This window comes from Haloferax profundi, from assembly GCF_001469865.1.
Lineage (GTDB): Archaea > Halobacteriota > Halobacteria > Halobacteriales > Haloferacaceae > Haloferax > Haloferax profundi.
In genome coordinates this window covers 1-23,639 of the sequence record NZ_LOPV01000704.1, presented here as the reverse complement: position 1 = coordinate 23,639, position 23,639 = coordinate 1, and the positions used below count along the sequence as shown (strand labels likewise).

At 62.0% G+C, this 23,639-nt stretch carries 30 protein-coding genes and 1 pseudogene; 20 read left to right on the top strand and 11 right to left on the bottom strand.

Translation table 11 applies throughout. The annotated features are described in order from the left end of the window. Positions 1-580, bottom strand: a pseudogene (locus AUR66_RS19500) (AAA family ATPase); the annotation flags it as partial. Between the two features lie 78 nt (positions 581-658). On the opposite strand from AUR66_RS19500, the gene AUR66_RS23120 reads away from it, so the two are divergent. Further along, positions 659-793 carry a DUF7128 family protein gene (locus AUR66_RS23120; protein ID WP_058573768.1) on the top strand — a complete coding sequence of 45 codons (135 nt, stop codon included), beginning with the start codon at positions 659-661 and terminating at the stop codon, positions 791-793. A gap of 148 nt (positions 794-941) precedes the next feature. Here the strand turns inward: AUR66_RS23120 and AUR66_RS19490 are convergent, their stop codons facing one another. Both AUR66_RS19490 and AUR66_RS19485 read right to left on the bottom strand, forming a co-directional pair. After that, positions 942-1,178 carry a DUF7508 domain-containing protein gene (locus tag AUR66_RS19490; protein WP_058573767.1) on the bottom strand — a complete coding sequence of 79 codons (237 nt, stop codon included), beginning with the start codon at positions 1,176-1,178 and terminating at the stop codon, positions 942-944. Then, complete coding sequence (locus tag AUR66_RS19485) at positions 1,178-1,606, bottom strand: DUF5796 family protein (RefSeq protein ID WP_058573770.1); 429 nt, start codon at positions 1,604-1,606, stop codon at positions 1,178-1,180. Before AUR66_RS19485 ends, AUR66_RS19490 begins: the two co-directional genes overlap by 1 nt. Positions 1,607-1,812: 206 nt before the next feature. On the opposite strand from AUR66_RS19485, the gene AUR66_RS19480 reads away from it, so the two are divergent. Both AUR66_RS19480 and AUR66_RS19475 read left to right on the top strand, forming a co-directional pair. Continuing rightward, positions 1,813-2,682, top strand: coding sequence for a shikimate kinase (locus AUR66_RS19480; protein ID WP_058573766.1), 870 nt, complete (start codon positions 1,813-1,815; stop codon positions 2,680-2,682). Further along, complete coding sequence (locus AUR66_RS19475) at positions 2,679-2,987, top strand: chorismate mutase (protein WP_058573765.1); 309 nt, start codon at positions 2,679-2,681, stop codon at positions 2,985-2,987. The genes AUR66_RS19480 and AUR66_RS19475 overlap by 4 nt, the downstream gene beginning before the upstream one ends. Before the next feature lie 53 nt (positions 2,988-3,040). Here the strand turns inward: AUR66_RS19475 and AUR66_RS19470 are convergent, their stop codons facing one another. Further along, positions 3,041-3,625 (bottom strand): hypothetical protein, encoded by a 585-nt coding sequence (locus AUR66_RS19470; RefSeq protein ID WP_058573764.1) that lies wholly within the window; start codon positions 3,623-3,625, stop codon positions 3,041-3,043. 94 nt (positions 3,626-3,719) lie between these two features. Here AUR66_RS19470 and AUR66_RS19465 point away from each other — a divergent pair, with 94 nt between their 5' ends. From AUR66_RS19465 to AUR66_RS19435, 7 genes are all read left to right on the top strand, one after another. Next, positions 3,720-3,950, top strand: a complete 231-nt coding sequence (locus AUR66_RS19465) for a hypothetical protein (protein ID WP_058573763.1) — start codon at positions 3,720-3,722, stop codon at positions 3,948-3,950. Positions 3,951-3,959: 9 nt separating this feature from the next. Beyond that, the gene (locus tag AUR66_RS19460; protein ID WP_058573762.1) at positions 3,960-4,376 is read left to right on the top strand and encodes a PIN domain-containing protein; all 417 of its coding nucleotides are present in this window, start codon (positions 3,960-3,962) and stop codon (positions 4,374-4,376) included. A 189-nt stretch (positions 4,377-4,565) separates the two neighbouring features. Further along, positions 4,566-4,748 carry a hypothetical protein gene (locus tag AUR66_RS19455; protein WP_058573761.1) on the top strand — a complete coding sequence of 61 codons (183 nt, stop codon included), beginning with the start codon at positions 4,566-4,568 and terminating at the stop codon, positions 4,746-4,748. Positions 4,749-4,822: 74 nt separating this feature from the next. Beyond that, positions 4,823-5,290 carry a GNAT family N-acetyltransferase gene (locus AUR66_RS19450; protein WP_058573760.1) on the top strand — a complete coding sequence of 156 codons (468 nt, stop codon included), beginning with the start codon at positions 4,823-4,825 and terminating at the stop codon, positions 5,288-5,290. A 299-nt stretch (positions 5,291-5,589) separates the two neighbouring features. Beyond that, on the top strand, positions 5,590-6,003 hold the full coding sequence (locus AUR66_RS19445; RefSeq protein ID WP_058573759.1) for a carboxymuconolactone decarboxylase family protein: 414 nt from the start codon (positions 5,590-5,592) through the stop codon (positions 6,001-6,003). 102 nt (positions 6,004-6,105) lie between these two features. Beyond that, entirely contained in the window at positions 6,106-6,534 is a 429-nt protein-coding gene (locus AUR66_RS19440; RefSeq protein WP_058573758.1) for an OsmC family peroxiredoxin, read from the top strand. A 137-nt stretch (positions 6,535-6,671) separates the two neighbouring features. Further along, on the top strand, positions 6,672-7,268 hold the full coding sequence (locus AUR66_RS19435) for a LysE family translocator (RefSeq protein ID WP_231727979.1): 597 nt from the start codon (positions 6,672-6,674) through the stop codon (positions 7,266-7,268). A gap of 61 nt (positions 7,269-7,329) precedes the next feature. Here AUR66_RS19435 and AUR66_RS19430 read toward each other — a convergent pair whose 3' ends face one another. Further along, positions 7,330-8,136 (bottom strand): aminoglycoside N(3)-acetyltransferase, encoded by an 807-nt coding sequence (locus AUR66_RS19430; RefSeq protein WP_058573769.1) that lies wholly within the window; start codon positions 8,134-8,136, stop codon positions 7,330-7,332. A 102-nt stretch (positions 8,137-8,238) separates the two neighbouring features. Here AUR66_RS19430 and AUR66_RS22410 point away from each other — a divergent pair, with 102 nt between their 5' ends. Next, positions 8,239-8,481, top strand: a complete 243-nt coding sequence (locus AUR66_RS22410; RefSeq protein WP_058573756.1) for a hypothetical protein — start codon at positions 8,239-8,241, stop codon at positions 8,479-8,481. 12 nt (positions 8,482-8,493) lie between these two features. Here the strand turns inward: AUR66_RS22410 and surE are convergent, their stop codons facing one another. The 3 genes from surE to AUR66_RS19410 all read right to left on the bottom strand — a co-directional run bounded on the left by surE (position 8,494) and on the right by AUR66_RS19410 (position 11,601). After that, positions 8,494-9,285, bottom strand: a complete 792-nt coding sequence (gene surE / locus AUR66_RS19420) for a 5'/3'-nucleotidase SurE (protein WP_058573755.1) — start codon at positions 9,283-9,285, stop codon at positions 8,494-8,496. A gap of 69 nt (positions 9,286-9,354) precedes the next feature. Next, entirely contained in the window at positions 9,355-10,758 is a 1,404-nt protein-coding gene (locus AUR66_RS19415; RefSeq protein ID WP_058573754.1) for a small ribosomal subunit Rsm22 family protein, read from the bottom strand. Between the two features lie 75 nt (positions 10,759-10,833). Further along, a complete protein-coding gene (locus AUR66_RS19410) occupies positions 10,834-11,601 on the bottom strand; it encodes a prephenate dehydrogenase/arogenate dehydrogenase family protein (protein ID WP_058573753.1) in 768 nt (255 codons plus the stop codon). A gap of 202 nt (positions 11,602-11,803) precedes the next feature. Here AUR66_RS19410 and AUR66_RS19405 point away from each other — a divergent pair, with 202 nt between their 5' ends. Beyond that, positions 11,804-12,649 carry an SDR family oxidoreductase gene (locus tag AUR66_RS19405; protein ID WP_058573752.1) on the top strand — a complete coding sequence of 282 codons (846 nt, stop codon included), beginning with the start codon at positions 11,804-11,806 and terminating at the stop codon, positions 12,647-12,649. Between the two features lie 170 nt (positions 12,650-12,819). Further along, positions 12,820-13,341: a hypothetical protein gene (locus AUR66_RS19400; protein ID WP_058573751.1), complete on the top strand. Its 522-nt coding sequence runs from the start codon at positions 12,820-12,822 to the stop codon at positions 13,339-13,341. Between the two features lie 36 nt (positions 13,342-13,377). Here AUR66_RS19400 and AUR66_RS19395 read toward each other — a convergent pair whose 3' ends face one another. Both AUR66_RS19395 and AUR66_RS19390 read right to left on the bottom strand, forming a co-directional pair. Continuing rightward, positions 13,378-14,553: a M24 family metallopeptidase gene (locus AUR66_RS19395; RefSeq protein ID WP_058573750.1), complete on the bottom strand. Its 1,176-nt coding sequence runs from the start codon at positions 14,551-14,553 to the stop codon at positions 13,378-13,380. 105 nt (positions 14,554-14,658) lie between these two features. Further along, a complete protein-coding gene (locus tag AUR66_RS19390) occupies positions 14,659-15,078 on the bottom strand; it encodes a CBS domain-containing protein (RefSeq protein ID WP_058573749.1) in 420 nt (139 codons plus the stop codon). 156 nt (positions 15,079-15,234) lie between these two features. Between AUR66_RS19390 and aroA the strand changes: the two genes are divergently transcribed. After that, entirely contained in the window at positions 15,235-16,527 is a 1,293-nt protein-coding gene (aroA, locus tag AUR66_RS19385) for a 3-phosphoshikimate 1-carboxyvinyltransferase (RefSeq protein ID WP_058573748.1), read from the top strand. Positions 16,528-16,594: 67 nt separating this feature from the next. After that, positions 16,595-17,836 carry an alkaline phosphatase family protein gene (locus tag AUR66_RS19380; RefSeq protein ID WP_058573747.1) on the top strand — a complete coding sequence of 414 codons (1,242 nt, stop codon included), beginning with the start codon at positions 16,595-16,597 and terminating at the stop codon, positions 17,834-17,836. Here the strand turns inward: AUR66_RS19380 and AUR66_RS19375 are convergent. Beyond that, entirely contained in the window at positions 17,822-18,316 is a 495-nt protein-coding gene (locus tag AUR66_RS19375; protein ID WP_058573746.1) for a DUF6653 family protein, read from the bottom strand. The genes AUR66_RS19380 and AUR66_RS19375 overlap by 15 nt on opposite strands. A gap of 106 nt (positions 18,317-18,422) precedes the next feature. Between AUR66_RS19375 and aroC the strand changes: the two genes are divergently transcribed. The 5 genes from aroC to AUR66_RS19350 form a co-directional block, all read left to right on the top strand. Continuing rightward, positions 18,423-19,580, top strand: coding sequence for a chorismate synthase (aroC, locus tag AUR66_RS19370; RefSeq protein ID WP_058573745.1), 1,158 nt, complete (start codon positions 18,423-18,425; stop codon positions 19,578-19,580). Positions 19,581-19,807: 227 nt separating this feature from the next. Then, positions 19,808-21,703 carry a 2-oxoacid:acceptor oxidoreductase subunit alpha gene (locus tag AUR66_RS19365; protein ID WP_058573744.1) on the top strand — a complete coding sequence of 632 codons (1,896 nt, stop codon included), beginning with the start codon at positions 19,808-19,810 and terminating at the stop codon, positions 21,701-21,703. Between the two features lie 3 nt (positions 21,704-21,706). After that, positions 21,707-22,645: a thiamine pyrophosphate-dependent enzyme gene (locus AUR66_RS19360; RefSeq protein ID WP_058573743.1), complete on the top strand. Its 939-nt coding sequence runs from the start codon at positions 21,707-21,709 to the stop codon at positions 22,643-22,645. Positions 22,646-22,754: 109 nt separating this feature from the next. Continuing rightward, positions 22,755-23,183 (top strand): HTH-type transcriptional regulator LrpA1, encoded by a 429-nt coding sequence (gene lrpA1, locus AUR66_RS19355; protein WP_058573742.1) that lies wholly within the window; start codon positions 22,755-22,757, stop codon positions 23,181-23,183. Positions 23,184-23,265: 82 nt separating this feature from the next. Continuing rightward, positions 23,266-23,639: Y-family DNA polymerase (locus AUR66_RS19350; protein ID WP_449271649.1), on the top strand; the 374-nt coding region annotated here is incomplete at its 3' end.

Here is a 23,639-nt window from a genome sequence, read left to right as displayed (position 1 = left end):
GCCCTCGACTCCCCTCGCTATCGCCGCCGGTCATACTCTTGACGGCATCGCGGACCGTCTCGCTGGCACCCTTCGACTCTTCGGCTGTCACCGTGACGTTCGTGGCGTCGGTGATGCGAACGACGCCCCCCGGTCTCGTCTCGCTCACGACGAGGGCAGCACCGCCGAGTCGCTCGACACGGACGCGGTCACCGGCACGGAGGGGTCGATTCCGAATCTCTGACTTCACTACCTCTTCGATGGTCTCACGGCTGACGCTCGTTCGCTCGAACGCGCTGGGTCCGGCCAGCGTCACCGACTTTGCGTCGTCGACGTCTATCTTCCTGACGCGGACGCTGTCGCCGATTTTCACACCGGCGTTCGCCCGCGTATCGGCGTCGACGAGAATCTCACCGGCGTCGGCACCGGGACGGGCAGGCCACATCTTGGCTACCGTCTCACGACTCCCTTCGATGACGACTGTCTCACCACTCAATACGCTGAGTTCGCGGCGTGCCGCTTCGGGGAGGCGGGCGATGCCGCGTCCCGCGTCGCGCTTCTCGGCGGCACGGACCACGAGCGTCACCCCGTCTTCGGTCATAGCAGTGCTTTCGGCACCTCGAGCCTTGAGCGTTCGCCCGGGGTAACCGTTTTCCCGGTTCGTGTGATAGCTCTACGCATGGTGACCACGACAGAAAAAGACGGGGAGACGTGGTTCCAGTGCGAAGAATGTGAGATGCTGTTCGACGTCAGGGCAGACGCAGAGGCGCACGAGGAAAACTGCGACACGGATAGCCCGTCGTACCTACAATAGTTTGGTCTTTTCAGGTCACAACGAGACAACGATGTTGGACACAGACGCCACCCACTATTTTTAAAGTCTGCGAGAGGGGTCCGATTGCATTTCTCCTGAAAAGACCAAAGTGAGCGCGCTGGGCGCGGCGCATCTCGACTGCCAGCGACTACTCGGGGTCGTGTTCTGCGGCGATTCGTTCGGCATGGTCGAGCGACGTCGCCCGTTCCCATCGGACGCGCTCACCGTCACCGTACGCGAACGCTTCTTTCAGTTCGTCGCGGAGGACGCCGACGCCGCGCCCGACGAGTTCACCGTCGGCATCGCCGAGTTCGTAGTAGCCGTAGGCTTCGGGTGCGTTCCCGATAGTCCGCTTTTCCAGTGGTTCCCAGCGTTTTCGGAGCATCACTCGGCGACGAACTCGTAGGCGTTTTCGCTCCAATCGTCTTCGACGAAGACGAACACGCGGCCACGGGCTACCTCCGGGTCTGCGTCGATTTCGAATCGATGCCCGGGGATGCGGCGGACGACGACGCCTGGGAACAGTTCTTCTTCGTCACCCTCTGCGAGGATGACGCGGCCGACACCGCTCGATTCGAGCACGTCGTCGTGCGTCTTGAGGTCGTTGACGTACATCATCACGCCCTCCGTCTCCGTCGGGTCGGTGACGAGGACGTGGATTTCCTTGCCGGGCGGGGTGCTCAGCGTGTCCGTAATCGCCTCGGGGACGCCTCGGTAGACTGTCGTCCGATTGTCGATGTACTCGACTTCGACGCCGTAGTCGTGGAGTTCGATGCCGAGCGTACTCGGGGCGATGTCGTTCCGGGCGCTCATACCACGCGATAACGCCGGAGTGGTGAAAAACGACGCGATACCGCCCATCGAATCGGCGCGAGCGCATCTTGAGCGTGCCGGCGTGTCGACTGTCGACACCGGTCGGTCGTGGATGGCCTCACAGCGGGCACTCCTCTCGCCGACTCGACACCGGTCGATATGGCACCGACCGCCACTTCTTTCTCTTCGCTCGTTTCGGTACAGGTATGCACGGCCGAGCCACCGCCCTCGGGGCGGGAACCGTCTTGAACGCCCTCGCGACGGGCACTGGCTCCGCGTTCGCCATCGACGCAGAGACCACCGCGACGGTCGAGTTGGACGACACAGACCGCGTTCGCGGGACTATCGCGGAGGCACCCGACGCCGACACGCGACTCGTCGAGCGCTGTGTCGAACTCGTCGTCGAGGAGTTCGGCGACGGCGAAGGTGGGACTGTCGAGACTGAGAGCGACGTCCCGATGGCCGCCGGTCTCAAGAGTTCCAGCGCCGCCGCCAACGCGACGGTTCTCGCCGCGCTCGACGCAGTCGGCGCGTCGGTCGGCCCCGCACCGGACGACGACGTCTCGCGCATCGACGCCTGCCGACTCGGCGTCCGCGCGGCCCGCGAAGTGGGCGTCACCGTCACCGGCGCGTTCGACGACGCCGCCGCATCCATGCTCGGTGGCGTCGTCGTCACCGAAAACGCCGACGACAAACTCGTCGTCCGCGACGAAGTCGACTGGGACGTTCTCGTGTGGACGCCGCCAGAGCAAGCCTTCAGCGCCGACGCCGACGTCTCCCGCTGTGAGAACGTCACCTCCATGGCCAACCTCGTCGCCGAACTCGCCCTCGAAGGCCGGTACGCCGAGGCGATGACCGTCAACGGCCTCGCCTTCTCGGCCGCGCTGGACTTCCCGACCGACCCCGCCGTCGAAGCGATGCCTATCGCCGAGGGCGTCTCGCTCTCTGGAACTGGCCCGAGCGTCGTCGCAGTCGGTGACCGCGACGACCTCAAGCAGGTCGAGAGCCTGTGGGATGCCCGCGACGGCGAGACACGACTGACCACCACCCGAACAGACGGAGCACGAATCCTATGACAGACGACACGACAGACGGAACCGAATCGATTCAGGACATGACCCTCGACGAACTCCGCGAGGAGATAGAAGACATCGACCGCGGAATCGTCGAACTCATCGCGCGACGAACCTACGTCGCCGACGCGGTGGCACAGGTCAAAGCCGAACAGAACCTGCCGACGACCGACGAATCACAAGAAGAGCGTGTGATGGAACGCGCCGGGGAGAACGCCGACCACTTCGAAGTCGACTCGAACCTCGTGAAGGCGATTTTCCGGTTGCTCATCGAGATAAACAAGGCGGAGCAAAGACAGTCTCGCTGAGAAATGTCGTTCTCGGGTGCTTCGGGTTCTCTAGCGACATTTCACGATTGTTTTTACTCCTCGATTGTAATCGTGAAACCCCACTTGAACTCGTTCCACGTCGTCTCCATTCCGAGCTTCGGCTGGAATGATTCCTCGAAACGATATTCATCTGCTGGGAGACAGTCATCGCTGTCGGACTGAGGGCCCGCCCGCTTGTTTGTTGTCCCCTCCAGTATCTCCTGTTCAGGGTATTGGAGTACAGCGTACTCGGTCTGAATACATTCACCCGCATCGAGTGACTGCCATCGCAGAACGTCGTGGCGAATGAGGCGGACGGTGTTCGTCTCCCAGCAACCTTCGACCGGTTCGTCGGGAATAATCTGCTCGTCGGTTCCGAGAGCATACCGTTGAATTTCTCTGTCAATTGGAATCAGGACGAGCGTGCTCTTGCCTTCACTCCAAATGTTAGAGAACGGTTGAATTGGGCCGAAACCAACCGTTTGCTGCGCCGAAGAACGGTTCTCGAACCAGCCACGAATTCGAGCGGGTGAGTCTGGTGAAAAACCGCATATCTTCTCGACCCCGACACGAAATGGTACGTCCCTCGATTGAGAACCGCCGGTAACATCCACGTTCGGATACCGCTCAGAGGGCATACGTGTTGAACAGCAACAGAGGCGATAAAACAATCACCTGATGAAAGCATTGGCACCGAAAGACACAGTATTCTGTGCCTCTACAGTTTTCTGTATGCCTACTATCACGGTCAACGTCGACGACACTCTCAAAGAGCAGATGGAGAAACATCCGGAAATCAATTGGAGTGAGGTCACTCGACAAGCCATCCGAAGCAAAATCGAGAAACTCGAATTGATGGACGAACTTACCGCCGACAGTGAACTCTCCGAAGCGGATGTAAACGAAATTGCCGCCAAAATCAACGAGAGCGCGCGGAAGCGCATCGAAGAAGAGTCGGAGTAATTCTGACGGATGAAGTTGGTCGTCGATGCAAACGTCGTCATCTCGGCACTCATCGCTAACTCGAAAACGCGGGAACTCATCGTCACGCTCGAACCGGAACTCCTGACACCCGAATTCGTCCACGACGAAATCGGGAACTACGAAGACCTCATCGTTGAGAAGTCAGGGATGGATCCAAACAGAGTACAGCAGTTCATCGAACTGTTGTTTCAGTACATCGAGACGGTACCGGCCAGCGAGTTCTACCCGTACATCGAGAAGGCCAAAGAAGCGATAGAGGATACCGACCCCGACGACGTTCTGTACGTGGCCTGCGCACTCGCTCGTGACGCAGGTGTGTGGAGCGACGATTCTGATTTCGATGAACAAGACCTCGTGCCGGTGTTCACGACCAGTGAGGTCATCGAATCGTTCGAGACGATGTGATTTCCCACGTCTGGGAGTGAAGAAGAACCGGAAAAGTGTGCGGTTTTGTATAATGGATTTTAGCTACCTAAACAAGGCCGAACAACGGCAGAATCGGTAGCAGATAGGAAGAATCCGGGGAACGTGTAACGGATAGCGAGAGGAATCCTTGATAAAGTCCTATGTGGGTATCGTGCGTCGCTGCACCCGATGAGTCACAACGAGGAACGTGGCGACGAGAGAGAACTCGACGAGGAGGCAATCGGAGTGGGAATCGCTATTGGTCTGAGTGTCGGCGTCGCACTGGGCCTCGTGTTCGATAATCTCGCGGGAGGGATGATACTCGGTCTGGCTATCGGGACTGGAGTCGGTGTTGCATCGAACTATCGGTGAGCAGCGTCGCCTTGCCAGTTCTCGCCAACAGATAGATTGGTTCGTGTGACGACCATACACGAGACTCACGACACATGCACCTCACCGAGGCAACGACAGACGACATCGACGTCCTCATCGAGTATTGGTACGCCCTCGCGTCGGACATGGAACAGTACTCCGAGTTCAACACGCTCTCGTACGACAGCGTCGGCGACGTCCCCGAAGACGGATTCGAGACGCACTTCGAACGCGACGATATCACCGACTATCTCGTCGAAGACGCTGGTGAGACGATTGGCTTTCTGACCCTCACAGAGGGTGAACACCCCTCTCGCGAGTTCACGAGATACGTCCGCATCGTCAACTTGTTCGTCGAAGAAGAATACCGGAATCAGGGGTACGGCAGTGCGGTAGTCTCACAGGTCAAAGAACTCGCTCGGGCAAACGACTGTGACCACCTCAAAGTCTCCTGTGAGTGGCACAACGACGCTGCGAGGCGGTTCTATCGTGAGACGGGGTTCGAAGAGAAGCAGGTCACGTTCGTCCAGCAAGTAGATTAGCTCAGCCAAGCCTCCAGTCCCCGAAAGAAGGTAGATATCTTTCCCGTGGTTATCTCGACACCGTCCAAGAGAACGACCCTCACACGACCTTTTGCGAGTGTAGTAAAAACCCAATTTGGACAATTACCGTCGATTGTGACATACACCACAAAGATAAATTAATAAATATAACTATCATTAGTGATATTTAATAGAGGCGGCAAAAAACAGTACACTGATTCCGGCGAACACGGTCTCGAATCGAGTATCGAACGGGGCGCTCAGGCCGTGTTTTCCGGAATCTTCGGGAGAACGAGACTATGGCAACGACATCAGAGGGGGACGCGGTCGAACGAACCCGCGACGACATCGAAGAGACACTCGGGTTCGTTCCGGGCTTCTGGGAACTCAACGACGAAGACCTCGTCAACGAGTGGCCGAACTTCAAGCGACACGCCTTCGAAGAGACTGCGATTCCGCCGAAGTACAAGGAACTGATTGGACTCGCCATCGCGGCGAACATCAAGTGTCCGTACTGCCAGCACTTCCACAAACAGGCAGCGAAGATGCACGGTGCGACCGACGAGGAACTCAGAGAGATTGCGTTCCTCTCCAGTTGGACCGCGCGATACAGCGCCATCATCCACGGACAGGACTACGACCTCGACACGTTCGAGGACGAGGTCGGCCAGATGGCCGAGCACCTCGAAGCACAGATGAGCGCTGACGACTGAGTATCCGTCTGGCAGACACGGATACGTGACATTTTTTTCTCGCCACCAACGTGTGACACCGCCGGTATTTCCATACTGGTGGAACCCCATAGTACGGGTGGAATGCCCGTTAAGCAAGCCGAGACGACGTGGAAAGGTGGAAAAGACGGACGTGGTGACTTCACGACCGAGAGCGGCGAAATCGAAGGAACGCTGACGTTCCCGACACGCTTCGAGGACGAAGCAGGGACGAACCCAGAAGAGATAATCGGAGTGGCTCACTCCGGGTGTTTCTGCATGCAACTGACGGCGCTCCTCGAAGGAGAGGGCTACACAGCGAACGAACTTCACACGGTGGCTGACGTGCACCTCCGCCCCGCCGACGGTGGTGGCTTCGAGATTCCACAGATCGACCTGACGCTGGAAGCGGACATCCCCGACATCGACGAATCGACGTTCGAGGAGATTGCACAGCAGGCCAAAGAGACCTGTCCGGTCTCGAAGGCGCTGGCAGGCCCGGAGATCACACTCGACGCGACACTACTGAGTTAATCCAGCACCCACTCTTCACACTTTTTGGTCGACTCGTGCAGACGAACCAGTGGTGCGCTTACAGAACGGTTTTGACACAGTGGTTCCTCGGGACGGCAACGAGGTGACGTGTATTAACGACGACAACCGAAATTTTGTTGCAGGGCATCGTCCTCGGCGTCTCGATTGCGGCACCCGTCGGCCCAATCGGCGTCCTGTGTATTCAGCGAACACTCGCTAAGGGGAGGTGGTCTGGTTTCGTCAGCGGCCTCGGAGCGGCATCTGCGGACGCCGTCTACGGAGCAATCGCCGGATTCGGCATTACGGCGCTCTCGTCGTTGTTCTTGGACTACCAGACGGGGATTCGCCTCGGCGGTGGCCTCCTCTTGCTGTACCTCGGGGTGCAGTCGTTCCGGGCCGAACCTGCGGAGGCGGCGGCGTCCACGTCCGACGTGCGAACCCTCGCGCAGGACTTCGGGTCGACGTTTCTGTTGACGATAACGAATCCGGTGACGATTCTGGCGTTCGTCGGTATCTTCGCCGGGGTGGGCGTCGGCGTGAGTGGGAACTATCAGGACGCCGGCGTCCTCGTCGCCGGCGTGTTTACGGGGTCGTCACTCTGGTGGTTCGTTCTGAGTACCGGTGTGAGCCTCTTCCGAACGCGGTTCACTCGGCCGGTGATGCGGCGGGTGAACCAACTCGCTGGCGTCGTCATCGCCGGATTCGGACTCGTCGCAGTGTGGAGTGCGGTGTAGGTATCGCGCCGGCCAGTACCGTGATGGCGCGCGTAGCTGTGACGGACGATTCGACCACCACTCAGCGATTCGCGTCGAACCAGTCGACGGCGAAGTCGACGAGTTTGGGCTGAGCCACCAGTTTGGCCGTACTCGCACCGACCGACCCTTCGGTGAGTCCGACCTGCGACTCGAAGTCGGCACCGACTGCTTCGAAGTCCTCGGTGTCGATTTCGATGTCCTCGTACTCGACGACGACTCGTTCGCCGTCTCGGAGGAGGGGTGCGGCCGACTGGACGTGGTCTTTCTCGAAGTCGGCGCGGTACTCTGCGAGGTGGAGCGAGGTGTTGTTGTCGTGGCCGACGCCGAGGAGCAACACCTTGCCATCGCGCTCGTAGATTCGAGCGAGTGGTGACTCCTCTCCGAGGCCGTAGTCGAGTCCGTGGTCGCCGACGATGTCGTCTGCCTCAGCGCCCCACGCGGCGAACGAAGTCGTCGGATGCTCGCTTCGAATGACGTCCGGGTAGTTCCGGAAGCACTCGGGAATCGCACCCATCATGCGCGTCGGCGTCACGTCGGGCCTGAACGGCGGCATCGACTCACGGATTATCTGGACCCACTCGTCTGGGACCGGTGGGTGTTCCCACGTCGCCGAGTCTGTGTACTGGCCGGTGAACGTCGGCATGACCAGCGTCCCGTCGTCGGTGAGAACCGTTTGGAGGGCGTCGACGACGGCTTGGGGGCCGCCTGCAACCCACCCGAGCGAGCGCAACGACGAGTGGACGAGGAGGGTGTCGCCGGCGTCGATGCCGAGGTCACGGAAGTCAGAGACGAGAGACGTGACCGTCACCGGGCGGTCGACTGCCTCGATGGCGTCTGCTTCTGTCATAGCATCAGCGAGAGAGGGGTCCGGCATGAGCTTTCTCATCGGTGAGTTGATGGGTTCCGAGCGAGCGAAACACCGATGAACTATCATTACGACGGAAGATTCATGTCCGACCTCTCCGCTCGTGAGGCCCTCCGATATGCGACCGAAGACAGCATGCTCACGCTCTTCGCTGTCGTCCTCGGCGGGTGGCTTTCGTTGACCTTCGCCGGATTCGCGTTCAGTAGCTACACGTTCGGGATGCTGTTCGTCCTCGCCGTCCTCGTCTTTCTCGTGGGAGGACTCGCACTGTTCAGTGGGCTGGTCGCTATCACGTACAAGGTACTGGTGGACAGTCGAACCGCCTGAGCGACCCCGAACTCAGTCGATGTAGGTCTCGGCGAGTGCGTCGAGTGCCTCGTGGTGGTGTGTCGTGTGTGGCGCGGTCAGCGGCGAAACCGACACGTACCCATCGACGACGGCCCGGCGGTCGGTCCCCTCGGGGTCGGGGATGTCGCCGGACTGCATCCGTTCCCACACGCGGTCCTGAAGCCGAACGGTTCCGTTCTCGAAGTCCGCGGTCATGTCGTACATCTCCGAGGGGTACGTCACCTGCATATCGGCAGGTCCCTCGCTCGGGTCGCGCATCGGCGCGTTGACGTTCAGGTAATCGCACTGGTCGAACACGCCGGCGGGTTCTGCGTGCTTGACGAGATACGAGGCGGCGCGCGTCGCCTCCCGAAAGTCACGTGGGTCGTTCGCCTTCTCGTGCCACGGTACGTCACCACCCGGTGGAACGTACATCGAGAGCGCAATCGCGGGCACGTCGAAGAACGCCGCTTCGACGGCGGCACTGACGGTTCCAGACCGACCGAGGACGTACGCTCCGATGTTCGCACCCTTGTTGACGCCGGAGACGACCATGTCCACGTCTGGGCAGAGGGCTTCTAACCCAGCGACGGTACAGTCGGCCGGTGTGCCTTCTAACGCGTAGCCGAGTTCGTGTTCGACGACGACTGCGTCCGACGACATCTTGCGTCCGACCGCACTCTGGTCGGTCTTCGGGGCGACGGCCGTCACGTCGGCAAACTCCGAGAGGGCATCGTAGAGGGCCCGAAAGCCGACGCTCTCGATACCGTCGTCGTTCGTGAGGAGGATGGCGGGTCTGCTCATGCCTTCGACTCGGGAGGGAGCGCGCAAAAAGCCACCCGTCGATTTCGGTTCGCTGCCGATGTCCCTCGATTACGCGACGGTATCGACGATGGTCTCACCGTCCACGACGAGGTTGTAGGCTTCTTCGTCGTCGTTCCAGAGGGCGAGGACGTTCTCGAAGAGGAGGACGTCCCCGTAGTCTGCGTCTTCGAGGTCGGCGTTCAGGACCGTCGGTTTGGTTCGGACCGCGTAGTGGTCGACCGTCTCGCTCCCGTCACCGACTTTGAACAGTTGGTTCCTGCCTTCGGAGAGGTCGTGACTGAGTTTCACCGCCAGCAGGTCGATACGATTGGTGACGTGTCTGTCCATCTCCGCCATCTTCGCGAACCGTGTCGCGTTCGCGCGGATGTCGAGACGCCGTCTTCCGTCGGTTCGGAGGATGCTGTAGGAGTACTGTACGTCGACGTTGACGAAGGTTCCCTCGTCTTCCTCGGCGTCGCGGCCTTCGTCGAGTCGGCGCTGGAATCCGGGGACGGCGAGGTCGGGTTTGACGTCGAACGACCATCCACGGTCCGAGGGCGCGTACCCATCCCAGAGGCGGAGTGTCGGTGAGTAGACGGTCACGTCGCCGTCTGCGGGTGCAACCTCGCGTTCGACGTCGCGAAGACCGATGCTGGTGTTCCGGTCGGCGGGTGCGATGGCGACGAGTGTCCCGTCGTCGGCGAGGACGTCGAGGTACTTCTCGACGACTGCGGTGGGGTCGTCGAGTTCGCTCAGGACGCTCGCGAAGACGACCAGGTCGTACTCGCCCGTGGGTTCGAAGGCCTCTGCCGTCTCGCGGTGGATGGTCGTCCGGAAGTTTCGACGCGTCTCGCCGAGCATGTGTTCGAGTACGTCGGCGGAGGCGCTCGGTTCGACTGCGTGGTAGTCGACGAGCGAGTCGTCTGGGAGGTACTCGTGGAGGCCGAGTGCGGGACCACCAGTTCCCGCGCCCACGTCGAGGACGCGCAGTTTGCGCGAGAGCAACCCACCTTCGGCGATGTCGTCGAGGACGTAGCCAACAGCGGCGTAGTAGTCCGGGAGGTGGTAGATGGCGTACCCGAGCGCGGCGTCCTCGTCGTACTCGACGGGATTCCCGCGGTAGTAGTCCTCTTTCAACTGCCGGACGCGCTGGCGGAGTCTGTCACCGGCGTCACCGACGTGCCAGTTCGCTCCGTAACGCTGGATGAGCAGGTCTTCGAGGGCGAACGAGTAGTCGTCGGGGAACGCCTCGGGAGACCACCCAGGCGGCGTCACGGGGTCTTCGTTCGTCGGGACGAACGTTCCGTCGTCTCGCTCGAAGAGGCCGAGGTCGTAGGCTTCCTCGCGGAGCGTCTGTTTGACGACTGCCGGATGGGGAGAACCTTCGATGTACTCGGCAATCTCGTCGGGGTCTATCGGGCGAACGTTTCTGAGATACTTCGCGTTGTCGCGGACGGCGTCTCTGTCTATCATCGTGTGGGAGTGGAGAACGTCGGAGGGGTGGTTCGGGTGTGGTCGCGGGGGGTCATCGGCGGCGTCTACCCTCTCTCATCGCTCGGCAGGGTCGTGGTTGTCGGTCTGGTCGCGTCCACGAGCGACGGCGCGATAGAGGTCGGAGAACTCGTCCGGGTCTGCCATCGCGAGTGCGCGTGCGGCGTCGGCGACGCGGTCTGTCCCGTCGCCGAAGGCCGATTGGATGTCTGCGTACACGCGGGGTGTCCCACCCGAGACGGCGGCCACGAGTTCGTCGAGTGCGGCCGAGATGGGTGTGGCGAACTCGTCGCGGACGTCGTCGGCAGCGAGGCCGAACGCGAGGACTGCGGCGTGGGCGGCGGCCTGTACTGTCTCCATCGCCTCGTCGTGTTCTGCCGGCGTCGTCTCGAAGACGTGGTTTCCGGCGGTGGTCAGGTCGTCGAGGATGGCGTCACCGCGTGGACCCGACTCGTCGGCGACGACGGCGACGTTTCCGGGCGCGTTCTGCGGTGCGAAAAGCGGGTGGAGACTGAGTCGCTCTCGGTCCGGGAGGTGCTCGCGCATCGCCGCCACCGGCGTGGCCATCGCCCCAGTCACGTCGCACATCGCCTCCTCGGCGCGATGAGCGTTCGCCTCGACGGCGTCGGGTGCGAGGGCCATCGGCACCGCGAGACAGACGACGTCGAACACCTCGTCCCCGTCCAGCGGAACGGCACGGCCACCGAGTTCGTCCGCCGCGGCGACCGCTGCTTCGGGGTCTGCGTCTGCGAACGCGAGGTCAGCGTCGACCGTGCTGCCGAACCAGCGACCCATCGCACCGGCACCGACGACGAGCAGTTTCATCGGTACGGAGTGGACGCGGACCGCCCAAAAGAGAATCGGTGCCGGCGGAGTCCGCGAACGTCGGTGGTGCCGGCGGAGTCCGCGACACGGGCGACACTCATCATCTGCCTGTGACACCTCGATGAACCGCAGACCGGGCAAACGTCGGTGAACGCACTCCCCGTGTACGAACCATCAAGTGACCGTTTGACAATGTGATGCTATGGCATTCGATGACGTTGATTTCGAAGGCAAGACGGCCTTCATCACGGGGACGAGTCGCGGTATCGGCAAGGCAATCGCGCTCGATTTGGCAGACCGCGGCGCGAACGTCGTCTCGACCGGAAAGACCGTCGAGGGACACGACGAACTTCCCGGAACCATCGTGGAGACGACCGAGGAGATTCGTGAGCGCGGTGGCAACTCCATCTGGTGTCAACTCGACGTTCGCGACGACGACTCCGTCGAAGCGGCGATTCAGGAGACAGTCGACGAGTTCGGCGGCATCGACTTCGTCGTCAACAACGCGGGTGCGATTCACATCGCGAACTTCGAGAACACGCCACCGAAGCGATTCGACCTGCTCGTCGACGTGAACGCCCGTGGTGCGTACGCGACCACCTACGCCGCACTTCCGTACCTCCGCGAGAGCGACCACGCGCACGTGGTCACGTTCTCGCCACCGATGCCGGCACGCCCCGCACCCGGGAAGATTGCGTACGCACTCTCGAAGTACGGGATGACCTTCATCGCGGAGTCACTCGCACAAGAACTCGCTACCGACGATATCGCCGTGAACGCGCTCTGGCCAGTCGCGGCCATCGAGTCGGAGGCGACGCGACACTTCGGGATGGGGACACCCGAAGACTGGCGAACGCCGCAGATAATGTGTGATGCACTCACCGAACTCTTCTCGCGCGACCCGACAGCGTGTACGGGCAACACCTTCTACGACGAGGAGATTCTGGAAGACGCAGGTGTCGAGGACTTCTCCTCGTACGCCGTCGTCGAGGGAACCGACCCCGGACCGATGTCGGCCCAACTGTTCGACCCCGACTACGAACGCTGAGACGTCTCGTTATCGGGGCTGAGACTCGGCACCGGAGGTTTATGTCGAAGAACGTGTTACCAGTGGTAATGCGTTTCCGCGTCGCCCTCGCTCCGGAATCCCTGTCTGCGACGCGATATTTTTCTGAATCGGCAATTAGACTTAAATACTCGTGGAGTTTCGCCTAGTCCATGGACTTCCCTCGTCTGCCGTCCCGAGATACGAACGGCCAAAAGGTCGTTCTCCCCGACGACCTGGAGGGGGAGCAGACGCTCGTACTCATCAGTTTCGACCGCCGCCAGCAGTCGCTGGTGGGGTCGTGGCGAGGGTTCGCCAAAGAACTCTGTGAGACCTACAACCACTTCGGCTACTACGAACTGCTCGTCCTCGGTGGACGAAGTGGGATGATGCCGCCGATGGCTGGCGGTGGGATGACCCCCGGTTCGGCCCGGAGTCGCCCGCACGAGAACGCGCTGGTCACGCGTGTCGACAAGACTGCGCTCCAGCGTCGCCTCGGCCTCCTCGGCGAGGGCAACATCTACGCGCTCCTCATCGAAGACGGGAGTGTCGTCCGACAGGCCGCAGGGGTCCTCACGCCCGAGACGGCCGATGCACTCGAGAATCTACTCAAACAGTGGCGCGAGGTCAACTCCGGGTGGACCGACGCCTCGGGTGTCGACCCGTCCACTGGCGGTGGCGCACTCGACAGCTAACTCGGCGGACGCTCTCTGAGTGGCCCGTCGAGTCTCTTATTCGACGACGAGTTCGACTGGGTACTCCGTGAGATTCTCGTAGCCATCTTCGGTGACGACCACGAGGTCTTCGATACGGACACCGCCAACGTCGGGGTCGTACAGACCCGGTTCGATGGTGATGACGTGTCCCGGTTTCAGTTCCTCGCCGTGTTGGCTCACGTGTGGGAGTTCGTGGACGTCGAGGCCGATGCCGTGACCCGTGCTGTGGATGAACCCAGTCTCCGCAGACTGGTCGGCGCGGAGCGTGTTCTCACCGGCCGCTTCGTACACGTCGCAGACCGCGTCGTGGACGTCTTCGCCCGTCGCACCGGGTTCGACGGCGTCGAGTGCGGCGTGGAACGCCTCTTCGGTCAGGTCGAACCACTCGCGAATCTTCGCGGAGGGCTCGCCCTTCACGAAGGTCCGAGTCATGTCGCCGTTGTACTTGGTCTCCTTGTCGCGCGGGAAGATGTCGATGATGATGGACTCGTTGGCGTAAAGCGGGCCGCTACCGCGGTTGTGCGGGTCGGCGGCGTCGGCACCGCAAGCGACGATTGTCTCGTCGAGGGCGCACCCGTGGCGGAGGAGCGTGACCTCGATTTCTTCTTTCACGCGTTCGCTCGTCAGCGGTTCGCCCTCGTACCGGAGCATCCCATCGTCGGCGATGTCTGCGGCCCGGATGAGGTCTTCTGCGGCCTGCATCGACGCCTCGTTGGCGTCCTGCGCGTCGTGGATGTACTCGACTTCGTCGTCGTCTTTCACGGCGCGGATGGTGGTCAACACGTCGTCAGTCTCCGCTTCGATGGAGACGCCTTCGTCGCGGAGGGCGTCGGCGACTCCGAGCGGGAAGTCTTCGGGGACGGCGAGTGTCTCGACGCCGTGGTCGGCCACGAACTCGGCGACAGTCTTCGCCTTCGCGACGACGTGCGGATTCTCGGCAACCTTCGCCATGTAGTCGTAGTCCGAGAGGCGCGAGACGGTCGCCGCGCGACTCTCCTTCTTGGCGCGTCCGTATTCGAGTGTGGAGACGAGAAGATGTGTCCCTTCGGGGGTGTAGAGCGTCGTATACGGATCAGGCGCGTCGAACCCCGAGAGGTACAACTGGTTCGAGTCGCTTCCGTCCGCAGAGATGAGGTAGCCGTCGAATTCGTCGCCGAGGAACTCGGCCAGCGGTGAGAAATCGGGTTCCATACTCCGGAGTTCGCCCGGTCGGTAGTAAAGCCCTCGCGTCGCGGGCGACGGATTCCGGTTTCGGTCTAACGGACAGTCGTTTCGGGCTGACGAGCGTCCGCGAGTTTACCGCGGGAATTCGCCGCGGACGACGTCAGCGAGTTCTTCGAGTTGCTTCGAGAGGTGACACAGCAGGTCGTCCAGCGTGACGATGCCGACGAGGTCACCGTCGGACATGACGGGCACGCGGCGCACACCCTCGTCGTGCATCTTGTCGACGACTTCGGTGATACCGTCGTCGGGGTCGACGTTGAAGACGTTCGTCGAGAAGATATCGTTGGCGACGAGGTCACCGACGGGTCGGTCACCGGCGAGTCCGTAGACGACGAGGTCACGGTCGGTCAGCAAGCCAGCGACGACACCCTTGGCGTCGACGACGACGACGCTCCCGACACGTTCGTCACGCATCGTTCGGGCGACGTCGGCGAGCGGTGTTTCGACTTCGACTGTGACGACGTCCGTCTGGGCGATGTCCTTGACGAGCATACCTCTGCTTTGGTGTGTGGGGACAAAGGAATGCTCGTGATTCTAACAACTCGGGAACGAGTGTCGCCGCACACGTCGGACGATTCGAGTGGTCGACGTGCGGGAGAACGTCGCCGCGTCCGGTACCCTGATACTACGTCCTGACGACGCCCGCGTATGGACGTTCGTCTCTCGCAGTCTCGGGTTCGGGGCCGAACCCGCGCACCGCCGTCGAAGAGTTACACACACAGAGCGATTCTCGCCGCAGGCTACAGCGACGCAGCAGTCGTCCGCGACGCTCTCGTCAGCGCCGACACCAAAGCAACGATGCGCGCCGTTCGGGCGTTCGGCGGAACCGTCGAACGCGACGGCCAGACGGTCGACGTCGAGGGGTTCGACGGTCGCCCCGAGACACCGGACAACGTCATCGACTGCGCGAACTCGGGGACGACGATGCGACTCGTCACCGCGTGTGCGGGCCTCGGAGAGGGCCTGACTGTCCTCACCGGCGACGACTCCCTCCGCTCGCGCCCGCAAGGACCACTTCTCGACGCCGTCTTCGACTTGGACGGGCGCGCCGAGAGTACGCGCCGAAACGGACAGGCACCGCTCGTCGTCGGCGACGGGATGGCCGGGGGTACCGTCGAGATTCCCGGTGACGTCTCTTCGCAGTACATCACGGCGCTTCTCATGGCCGGCGCGGTCACCGACGAAGGAATCGACGTCGAACTCACGACCGAACTCAAATCCGCGCCGTACGTCGATATCACGCTCGAAGTGCTCGACGACTTCGGCATCGAGGCGACGCGAACCGACGACGGATTCTCGGTCGCTGGCGGCCAGTCGTACCGCCCCGCCGGTGGCGAGTACAGCGTCCCCGGTGACTTCTCGTCTATCTCGTACCTCCTCGCCGCGGGCGCAGCGGCCGGTGCCGACGACGAACCGGTCGTCGTCGAAGGGGCGCGTCCCTCCGCACAGGGTGACAAAGCAATCGTCGATATCGTCCGCGACATGGGCGCAGAAGTCGAGTGGGACGAAGACGCCGGCGAACTCACCGTCTCGGTGGCCGACCTCTCGGGAACGACGGTGGACGTGGGCGACACCCCCGACTTGCTCCCGACCATCGCCGCGCTCGGTGCGATAGCCGACGGCGACACCGTCATCGAGAACTGCGAACACGTCCGCTACAAGGAGACCGACCGCGTGACCGCGATGGCCGAAGAACTCGCCAAGATGGGCGCGAACGTCACCGAACAACAGGACCGACTCACCATCCACGGCGGCGACACTGACCTCGTGGGTGCCGAAGTGGACGGCCGAGGCGACCACCGCATCGTGATGTCACTCACTGTCGCGGCCCTCGTCGCCGACGGCGAGACGACTATCTCCGGCGCGGAACACGTCGACGTGTCGTTCCCGAACTTCTTCGAGACGATGCGTGACCTCGGTGTCGACGTGACCGAAGACTGACTCGCGAGAAGAGATAGAAGACTGACTCGACAGAAGCTTTTTGCCACCGCCGTCCGGCGACTGTGCTATGCAGCGACCCGACATCTCGGCACTGCGTGAGCGCCAATCGGACGGAGACTACCTCCTTCCAGCCTACGAAGACTGGTGTTTCTCTCGCATTCCGGGGACAGTCGCCGACGTGCTCGGTGCCGACGTCGGGTCGCGCCTTCCCGAAGCGGCAACCGACGCGTACGACGACGTCTCCCGCGTCGTCGTCTTCCTCGTCGACGGATTCGGCCTCGCACAGTGGGACGGTGAGCGAGAGCGGGTTCCCTTCTTACGTCGGTTCGAGCGTGCGGGGAGAGTGACGCCGTTGACTTCCGTCTACCCGTCGGAGACGGCCGCCGCGATGAACACGTTTCACTCCGCTTCGCTCCCGTCCGAACACGGCGTCGTCGGGTGGTACGTCTACGACCCGGACACCGACGAGCAGTTCGAGGCACTTCCGTTCCTCCGAAAGGACGGCAGTACGCCGGAGCGAATCGACTTCGAAGACGTGGCCGACGCCGAGAGCATCTATCCCGAACTCGTCGCCGCGGGCGTCGAGACGCATCAGGTGACGCCGTTTCCGAACGACTCGACGGTCCCGCACACCTACGACCCCGAGGACCTGTCGACGTTCTCTGAGTCGTTCACGGACGCCGCGCGGGAGGCGTCGGACCCGTCGTACATCTTCGCGTACCTCCCACAGACTGACGCGGTTGCGCACCACGCGGGCGTCGACTCTGACGAGTACCGTGAGACGGCAGCGGAGACGTTCGACCGAGTCACCGAGGCCGTAGAGACCCTCGCCGAAACCAGCGGCGACGACGACGGACAGACACTCGTCTGCATCACGGCAGACCACGGACTCATCGACACCGTGCCCGAAGAGAACGTCGACCTCTCGGCCCCACCGTTCGACATCATCTCCGACTTGCAGACGCTCACCGACGGGACGCCGGTTCGGTACTCGGGGAGTGCGCGGAACGTCCACCTGCACCTCCGACCGGACCGAATCGACCCTGTGTACGACCTGCTCACGGCCGAACTGGACGCGAGAGTCCTTCGCAAGCACGAGGTTCTGGAGTCGGACCTCTTCGGACCGAACCCGTCCGAGACGTTCGAGCATCGACTCGGTGACCTCGTCGTCGTCCACCGCGACAGCAGTGTCTGGTACGGCGACGAGGACCGCGGCAAACTCGACTTCGTCGCCATGCACGGCGGGATGCACCCCGACGAGATGCTGATTCCCTTCGCGACGGCGACGCTCGACTCACTCGTCGAGTGAGGACTCTTCGACGGGGAGTGTTTCGCCCGGTCGTTCTCCGGTCACCCCCGTCTCTTTCACGATGGCGTCGGTCCACCAGAGTTTGAGGACCATCACACCGAGCGTGCCGAGGAGCGTCCCGACTGGCTTTCGTCGTATCGCCGAGGCGAACGCGTAGAACGTCACTGGGATGTTGAGGACGTTGAGGATATTCGGGTAGTCCAGCCCCATCGTCCCGTTGCCGGCGTCCAACCACTCGCGTTCTGCGAGGACGATTTTACTCAGGTAGTTGTCCGTGCGCTTGGGGCGCGGAAAGAGCACGGGATTGACGGCGATGAACGCCAGCGTCGCGGCGAAGAGTTTCGCGTCGCGGCGGTAGATGGCGTACATAAACACCGGATACACGAGGATTCGCGTCCCGGCACTCCACGGGTTCGCGTGTCGCTCCCAAAACGTTGCTTCGAGGCGTCCGCGGACACCGTCGTCCGATGTCGATTCCATACGCTCTCTTCGCCGTCTTCGGGTATGAACCTCCGCACGAAGAACACCGCCCACGATTGCACCTTTCTACAAACACTAAATGGGCGGACGCCCGAGGGTCGGGGTAATGAACGGGAACGAATTCGGTCGCCTCTTTCGGGTGACCACCTACGGCGAGAGTCACGGCGACGCCATGGGTGCCACGATATCCGGGTGCCCCGCCGGCGTGGAACTCTCCGTCGAGGACATCCAGGCGGAACTCGACCGACGAAAACCGGGCCAGTCGATGATTACGACGAGTCGCGGCGAACCGGACGCCGTCGTTGTCAACTCCGGCGTCCAAGACGGGTACACGACGGGGACGCCAATCGGCATGGTCGTCCAGAACAAGGACGCTCGCTCTGGCAAGTACGAACCCTACGTGACTGCGCCGCGCCCGTCCCACGGCGACTTCACCTACTCGGCGAAGTTCGGGACGCGAAACTGGGGCGGTGGCGGGCGTTCGTCTGCGCGCGAGACGGTGAACTGGGTCGCCGCCGGCGCAGTTGCCAAGCAAGTCCTCGAACAGAGCGAGTACGACGTCGAGGTCAAAGCCCACGTGAACCAGATTGGCGACGTGGAAGCGCCGCCGGTCACGTTCGAAGAGATACTCGAACACTCCGAAGAGAACGACGTTCGGTGCGCACACCCCGAGACGGCCGAGAAAATGCTCGAAGTCATCGAGCAGTACCAGAACGAAGGCGACTCCATCGGCGGGTCGATTTACTTCGAAGCGCAAGGCGTCCCCCGTGGACTCGGTGCACCCCGATTCGACTCCTTCTCGGCGCGGCTCGGACAGGCGATGATGTCTGTCCCGGCGGCGACGTCGTTCGAGTTCGGCCTCGGCCGCGAGGCGCGCGAGTGGACCGGGTCGGACCGAAACGAGGACTGGGAGTTCGACGAAGAGGGTGACCCGCGCCCGGTCGGCAACAAACACGGCGGCATTCAGGGCGGCATCACCACCGGCCAACCAATCTTCGGCGAGATGACACTCCACGCGCCCACGTCGATTCCGAAGAAACAGCGGACTGTCGACTGGGAGACAGGCGAGGAAAAGGAGATTCAGGTCGTCGGGCGGCACGACCCGGTGTTACCCCCACGCGGTGTGCCAGTCGTCGAGTCGATGCTGTACCTGACTATCCTCGACTTCATGCTCCTCGGTGGTCACATCAACCCCGACCGACTCGACGGACAGGTCGGCGAGTACGACACACCGTACCATCCATCGAGTCCCGAGAACGAGTAATCGACCAGCCGTCGAAAAATTGGAGAAACCACTCTAAACCGAGTTATTAGTTGGGCTACGTGCGGTTTTCGAACTCTCCATTCGTCCACTTCTGTGGGGTGTTCGAGGGACCAATTTAACAATATTAAGTCCTTCATTATCTTTCCTTGTCAATCCATAGCAAAGTCTTTATTCGGACCCACCCCAACTTTTCAAATAGCGCCCCAGCGGGGCCGTGAGCTCAAATTATGACTGACCACGAACTTATCTGGCGCATCGCAGGGGGTTCCGGTGACGGCATCGCCTCGACCAGCCAGAACTTCGCAAAAGCCCTGATGCGAGCGGGGCTACACGTTTTCACGCATCGCCACTATCCATCGCGAATTCGCGGTGGCCACACGTACACGGAAGTACGCGTCAGCGCCGACCCCGTGAAGTCGCGTGGTGACGGGTACAACTTCCTCCTCTCTCTCGGGGACTCGTTCGCTCGCAACCCGAGTGAGGGTGCCTACTACGGCAACGAGGAAATCAAACCGCTCTCGGAGAACCTCGACGAACTCGTCGAAGGTGGTGTCATCGTCTACGACTCTGGTCTCCTCGACACCGACGAAATCGAAGACTTCGACGAGCGCGTCGAAGAGAACGACTGGCACGTCTTCGACATCGACCTTCGCTCCATCGCCCGTGAGCACGGCCGCGAGGTCATGCGTAACACGGCCGGTGTCGCAGTCACCTGCGCCATCGCGGACATCGAACCCGACGTCATCAAGAGCCTGATGGCCGACGCGATGCCGGAGAAGATTCTCGAACCCAACCTCGAAGTCTTCGACGACGCCTACGAACAGGTCAAAGAAGAGTTCGACGTCGACGCACCCGACATCACCGCACCGACGGGTGAACACGACGAAGAGCAGGTCCTGCTCTCTGGTTCCGACGCCATCGCGTACGGTGCCATCGACGAAGGATGCCGCTTCATCTCCGGGTACCCGATGACCCCGTGGACGGAAGTCTTCGTCATCATGTCGCAGAACCTCCCTGAACTCGGCGGTATCTCCGAGCAGGTGGAAGACGAAATCGCTGCCGCAGCACTGGCCATGGGTGCCTCGCACGCCGGTGTGAAAGCCATGTCCGGGTCGTCCGGTGGCGGGTTCTCGCTCATGTCCGAGCCACTCGGTCTCGCAGAGATTACCGAGACGCCAATCGTCCTCGTCGAGGCCATGCGCGCCGGCCCATCGACGGGTATGCCGACGAAGCCCGAGCAGTCCGACATGGAGCACGTCCTGTACACGTCGCAGGGCGACTCCCACCGCGTCGTCTTCGCCCCCGCGACCGCCGCGGAGGCCTACGACCAGACGCGCAAGGCGTTCAAGATCGCCTACGAGTACCAAATTCCGGCAATCGTCCTGTACGACCAGAAGCTCGGTGGCGAACTTTCGAACGTCCCGGCCTCGGTCTTCGACGAGGAACCGAACCCGGACCTCGGGTCGGTCCTGACGGAAGCGGAACTCGCAGACGCACCGCACGACGACTCCGGCAAGTACCAGCGCTACCAGCACGACACCGAAGACGGTGTCTCCCCGCGCTCGCTGCCGGGTCAGAAGGGTGGTCGCTACCTCGCGACGGGTAACGAGCACATGCCCGCGGGTCACATCTCGGAAGACCCCGACAACCGTGTCGCTCAGATGAACCGCCGCATGCAGAAGGTCGAGTCCATCCGCGCGGAACTCGACGAAGACGGCGAGTTCAACACGGTCTACGGTCCGGAAGACGCCGACCTCGGTCTCATCACCTTCGGGAGCCAGCAGGGTACCGTCGAAGAGGCCGCAGACGTCCTCAACGAGAACGGTCACTCGGTGAAGGTCCTCGGCGTCTCCGAACTGATGCCGTTCCCGAAAGACCAGGTTTCGGCGTTCCTCGACAGCGTCGACGAAGCTCTCGTCGTCGAGATGACGGCCTCCGCCCAGTTCCGTGGCCTCGTCCAGAAGGAACTCGGTGGCTACGGCGACAAGATGTCGAGCCTCCTCAAGTACAACGGCAACCCGTTCGAGCCCCACGACATCGTCGAGGGATTCGAGACGGCGCTCCTCGAAGGTGAGGAGCTCCCAGACAACCGCACGAAGTTCGTCCCCAAGGTGGGTGAATAAATCATGAGTGCATTCAGCGCAATCGGTGAAGAAACGGAGAAGGACCAAAACGAGTTCACGCCCGGACTCGAACCCCAGCCGACGTGGTGTCCTGGCTGTGGTGACTTCGGTGTCCTCAAGGCTCTGAAAGGTGCGGCGGCCGAACTCGGCCTCTCGCCCGACGAGATGATGGTGACGACCGGTATCGGCTGTTCCGGCAAGCTCAACAGCTACTTCAACAGCTACGGCTTCCACACCATCCACGGCCGCTCGCTGCCCATCGCCCGCGCCGCGAAGCTCGCGAACCCCGGTCTGACCGTGGTCGCGGCCGGCGGTGACGGTGACGGCTACGGCATCGGTGGCAACCACTTCATGCACACCGCTCGTGAGAACCACGACATCACGTACATCGTGTTCAACAACGAGATTTTCGGCCTCACGAAGGGACAGACGTCCCCGACGTCGCCGATGGGCCACAAGTCCAAGACCCAGCCCCACGGCTCGGCGAAGACGCCGCTCCGCCCGCTTTCGCTCTCGCTCAACGCGGGTGCGTCGTACGTCGCGCGGACGGCCGCAGTCAACCCGAACCAGGCGAAGGACATCATCGTGGAAGCCATCCAGCACGACGGCTTCTCCCACGTCGACTTCCTGACGCAGTGTCCGACGTGGAACAAGGACGCACGCCAGTACGTCCCGTACATCGACATCAACGAGTCCGACGACTACGAGTTCGACAACACGAGTCGCTCGGAAGCGTCCGAGATGATGTTCGAGACGGAGAACGCGCTCCACGAGGGGACCGTCCTCACCGGCCGGTACTACGTCGACGAAGACCGTCCATCCTACCAGCAGGAGAAACAGCGCATCGGCGAGATGCCCGAAGAACCGCTCGCTGAGCGGTACTTCGACGACTCCTACGAGTGGGAGCGCTCGTACGACAAGTTCCTCTCGAAGCACAAGTAACGCGACGACTCCGACACGTCACCACGCCGGTTTTTCGGGCGGTTCGACGTGACGGATATGCGTTTTCGGATTCGCAAGATATTTTTCTCCCGTAGGAAAAGAAACGGGCATGGAAACCACGTCCACGGAGGGACGCATCCTCGCAGTCTTGGAAGAAGACGCGAAAGCGTCGTACGCCGAGATTGCAGACCGGGCGGGCGTGTCGAAGCCGACGGTTCGAAAGTACATCAGTAAACTCGAAGACGACGGCGTCATCATCGGGTACTCTGCGGACATCGACCCGAAGAAACTCGCCGGACAGTCGATTGCGATGGTTGGCATCGAGTGTGCGAGTGAGCGCTACGTCGAGGTCACACGCGCGCTGAAAGAACTCGGCGACGTCGAATCACTCTACACGTCGTCCGGTGACCACATGCTGATGGCCGAAGTCCGTGCCGTCGACGGCGACTCGCTCGGAGACGTCATCTCCGACAAGATTCTCTCTATCGACGGCATCGAGGCGGCCCACCCGTCGTTCCTCCAGGAGCGACTGAAGTAACGACCCACGCTTCCTCGCCCTCCGGGCCACTTTCACCGCGGTACCTGAAGGTTCAGGTACGTCGCCCGTCTACACGCACCCGATGGCGGAGGAGACGCTTCCGGGGACGGAGACGGACGACGACGTGGAGAGAATCGTCCTCCACGTCGACATGGACTGTTTCTACGCCTCCTGTGAACGACTCCGAGAACCCGAACTTGTGGGCGAACCCGTCGTCGTCGGGATGGGCTACGAACCGGGCGAAGGCCACGGGGCCGTCGCAACCGCGAGTTACGAGGCCCGCGAGTTCGGCGTCGAGAGTGCGCAACCAATCTCGACGGCACTCGACAGACTCCCCCGAATCGAAGATATCGCTCCTGACGACGACCCGGATGCCGCCGGACACTACCGCACGGTGGACCTCGACTTCTACAAGTCCGTCGCCGCCGACGTGAAGGAGATTCTCCACGACTGCGC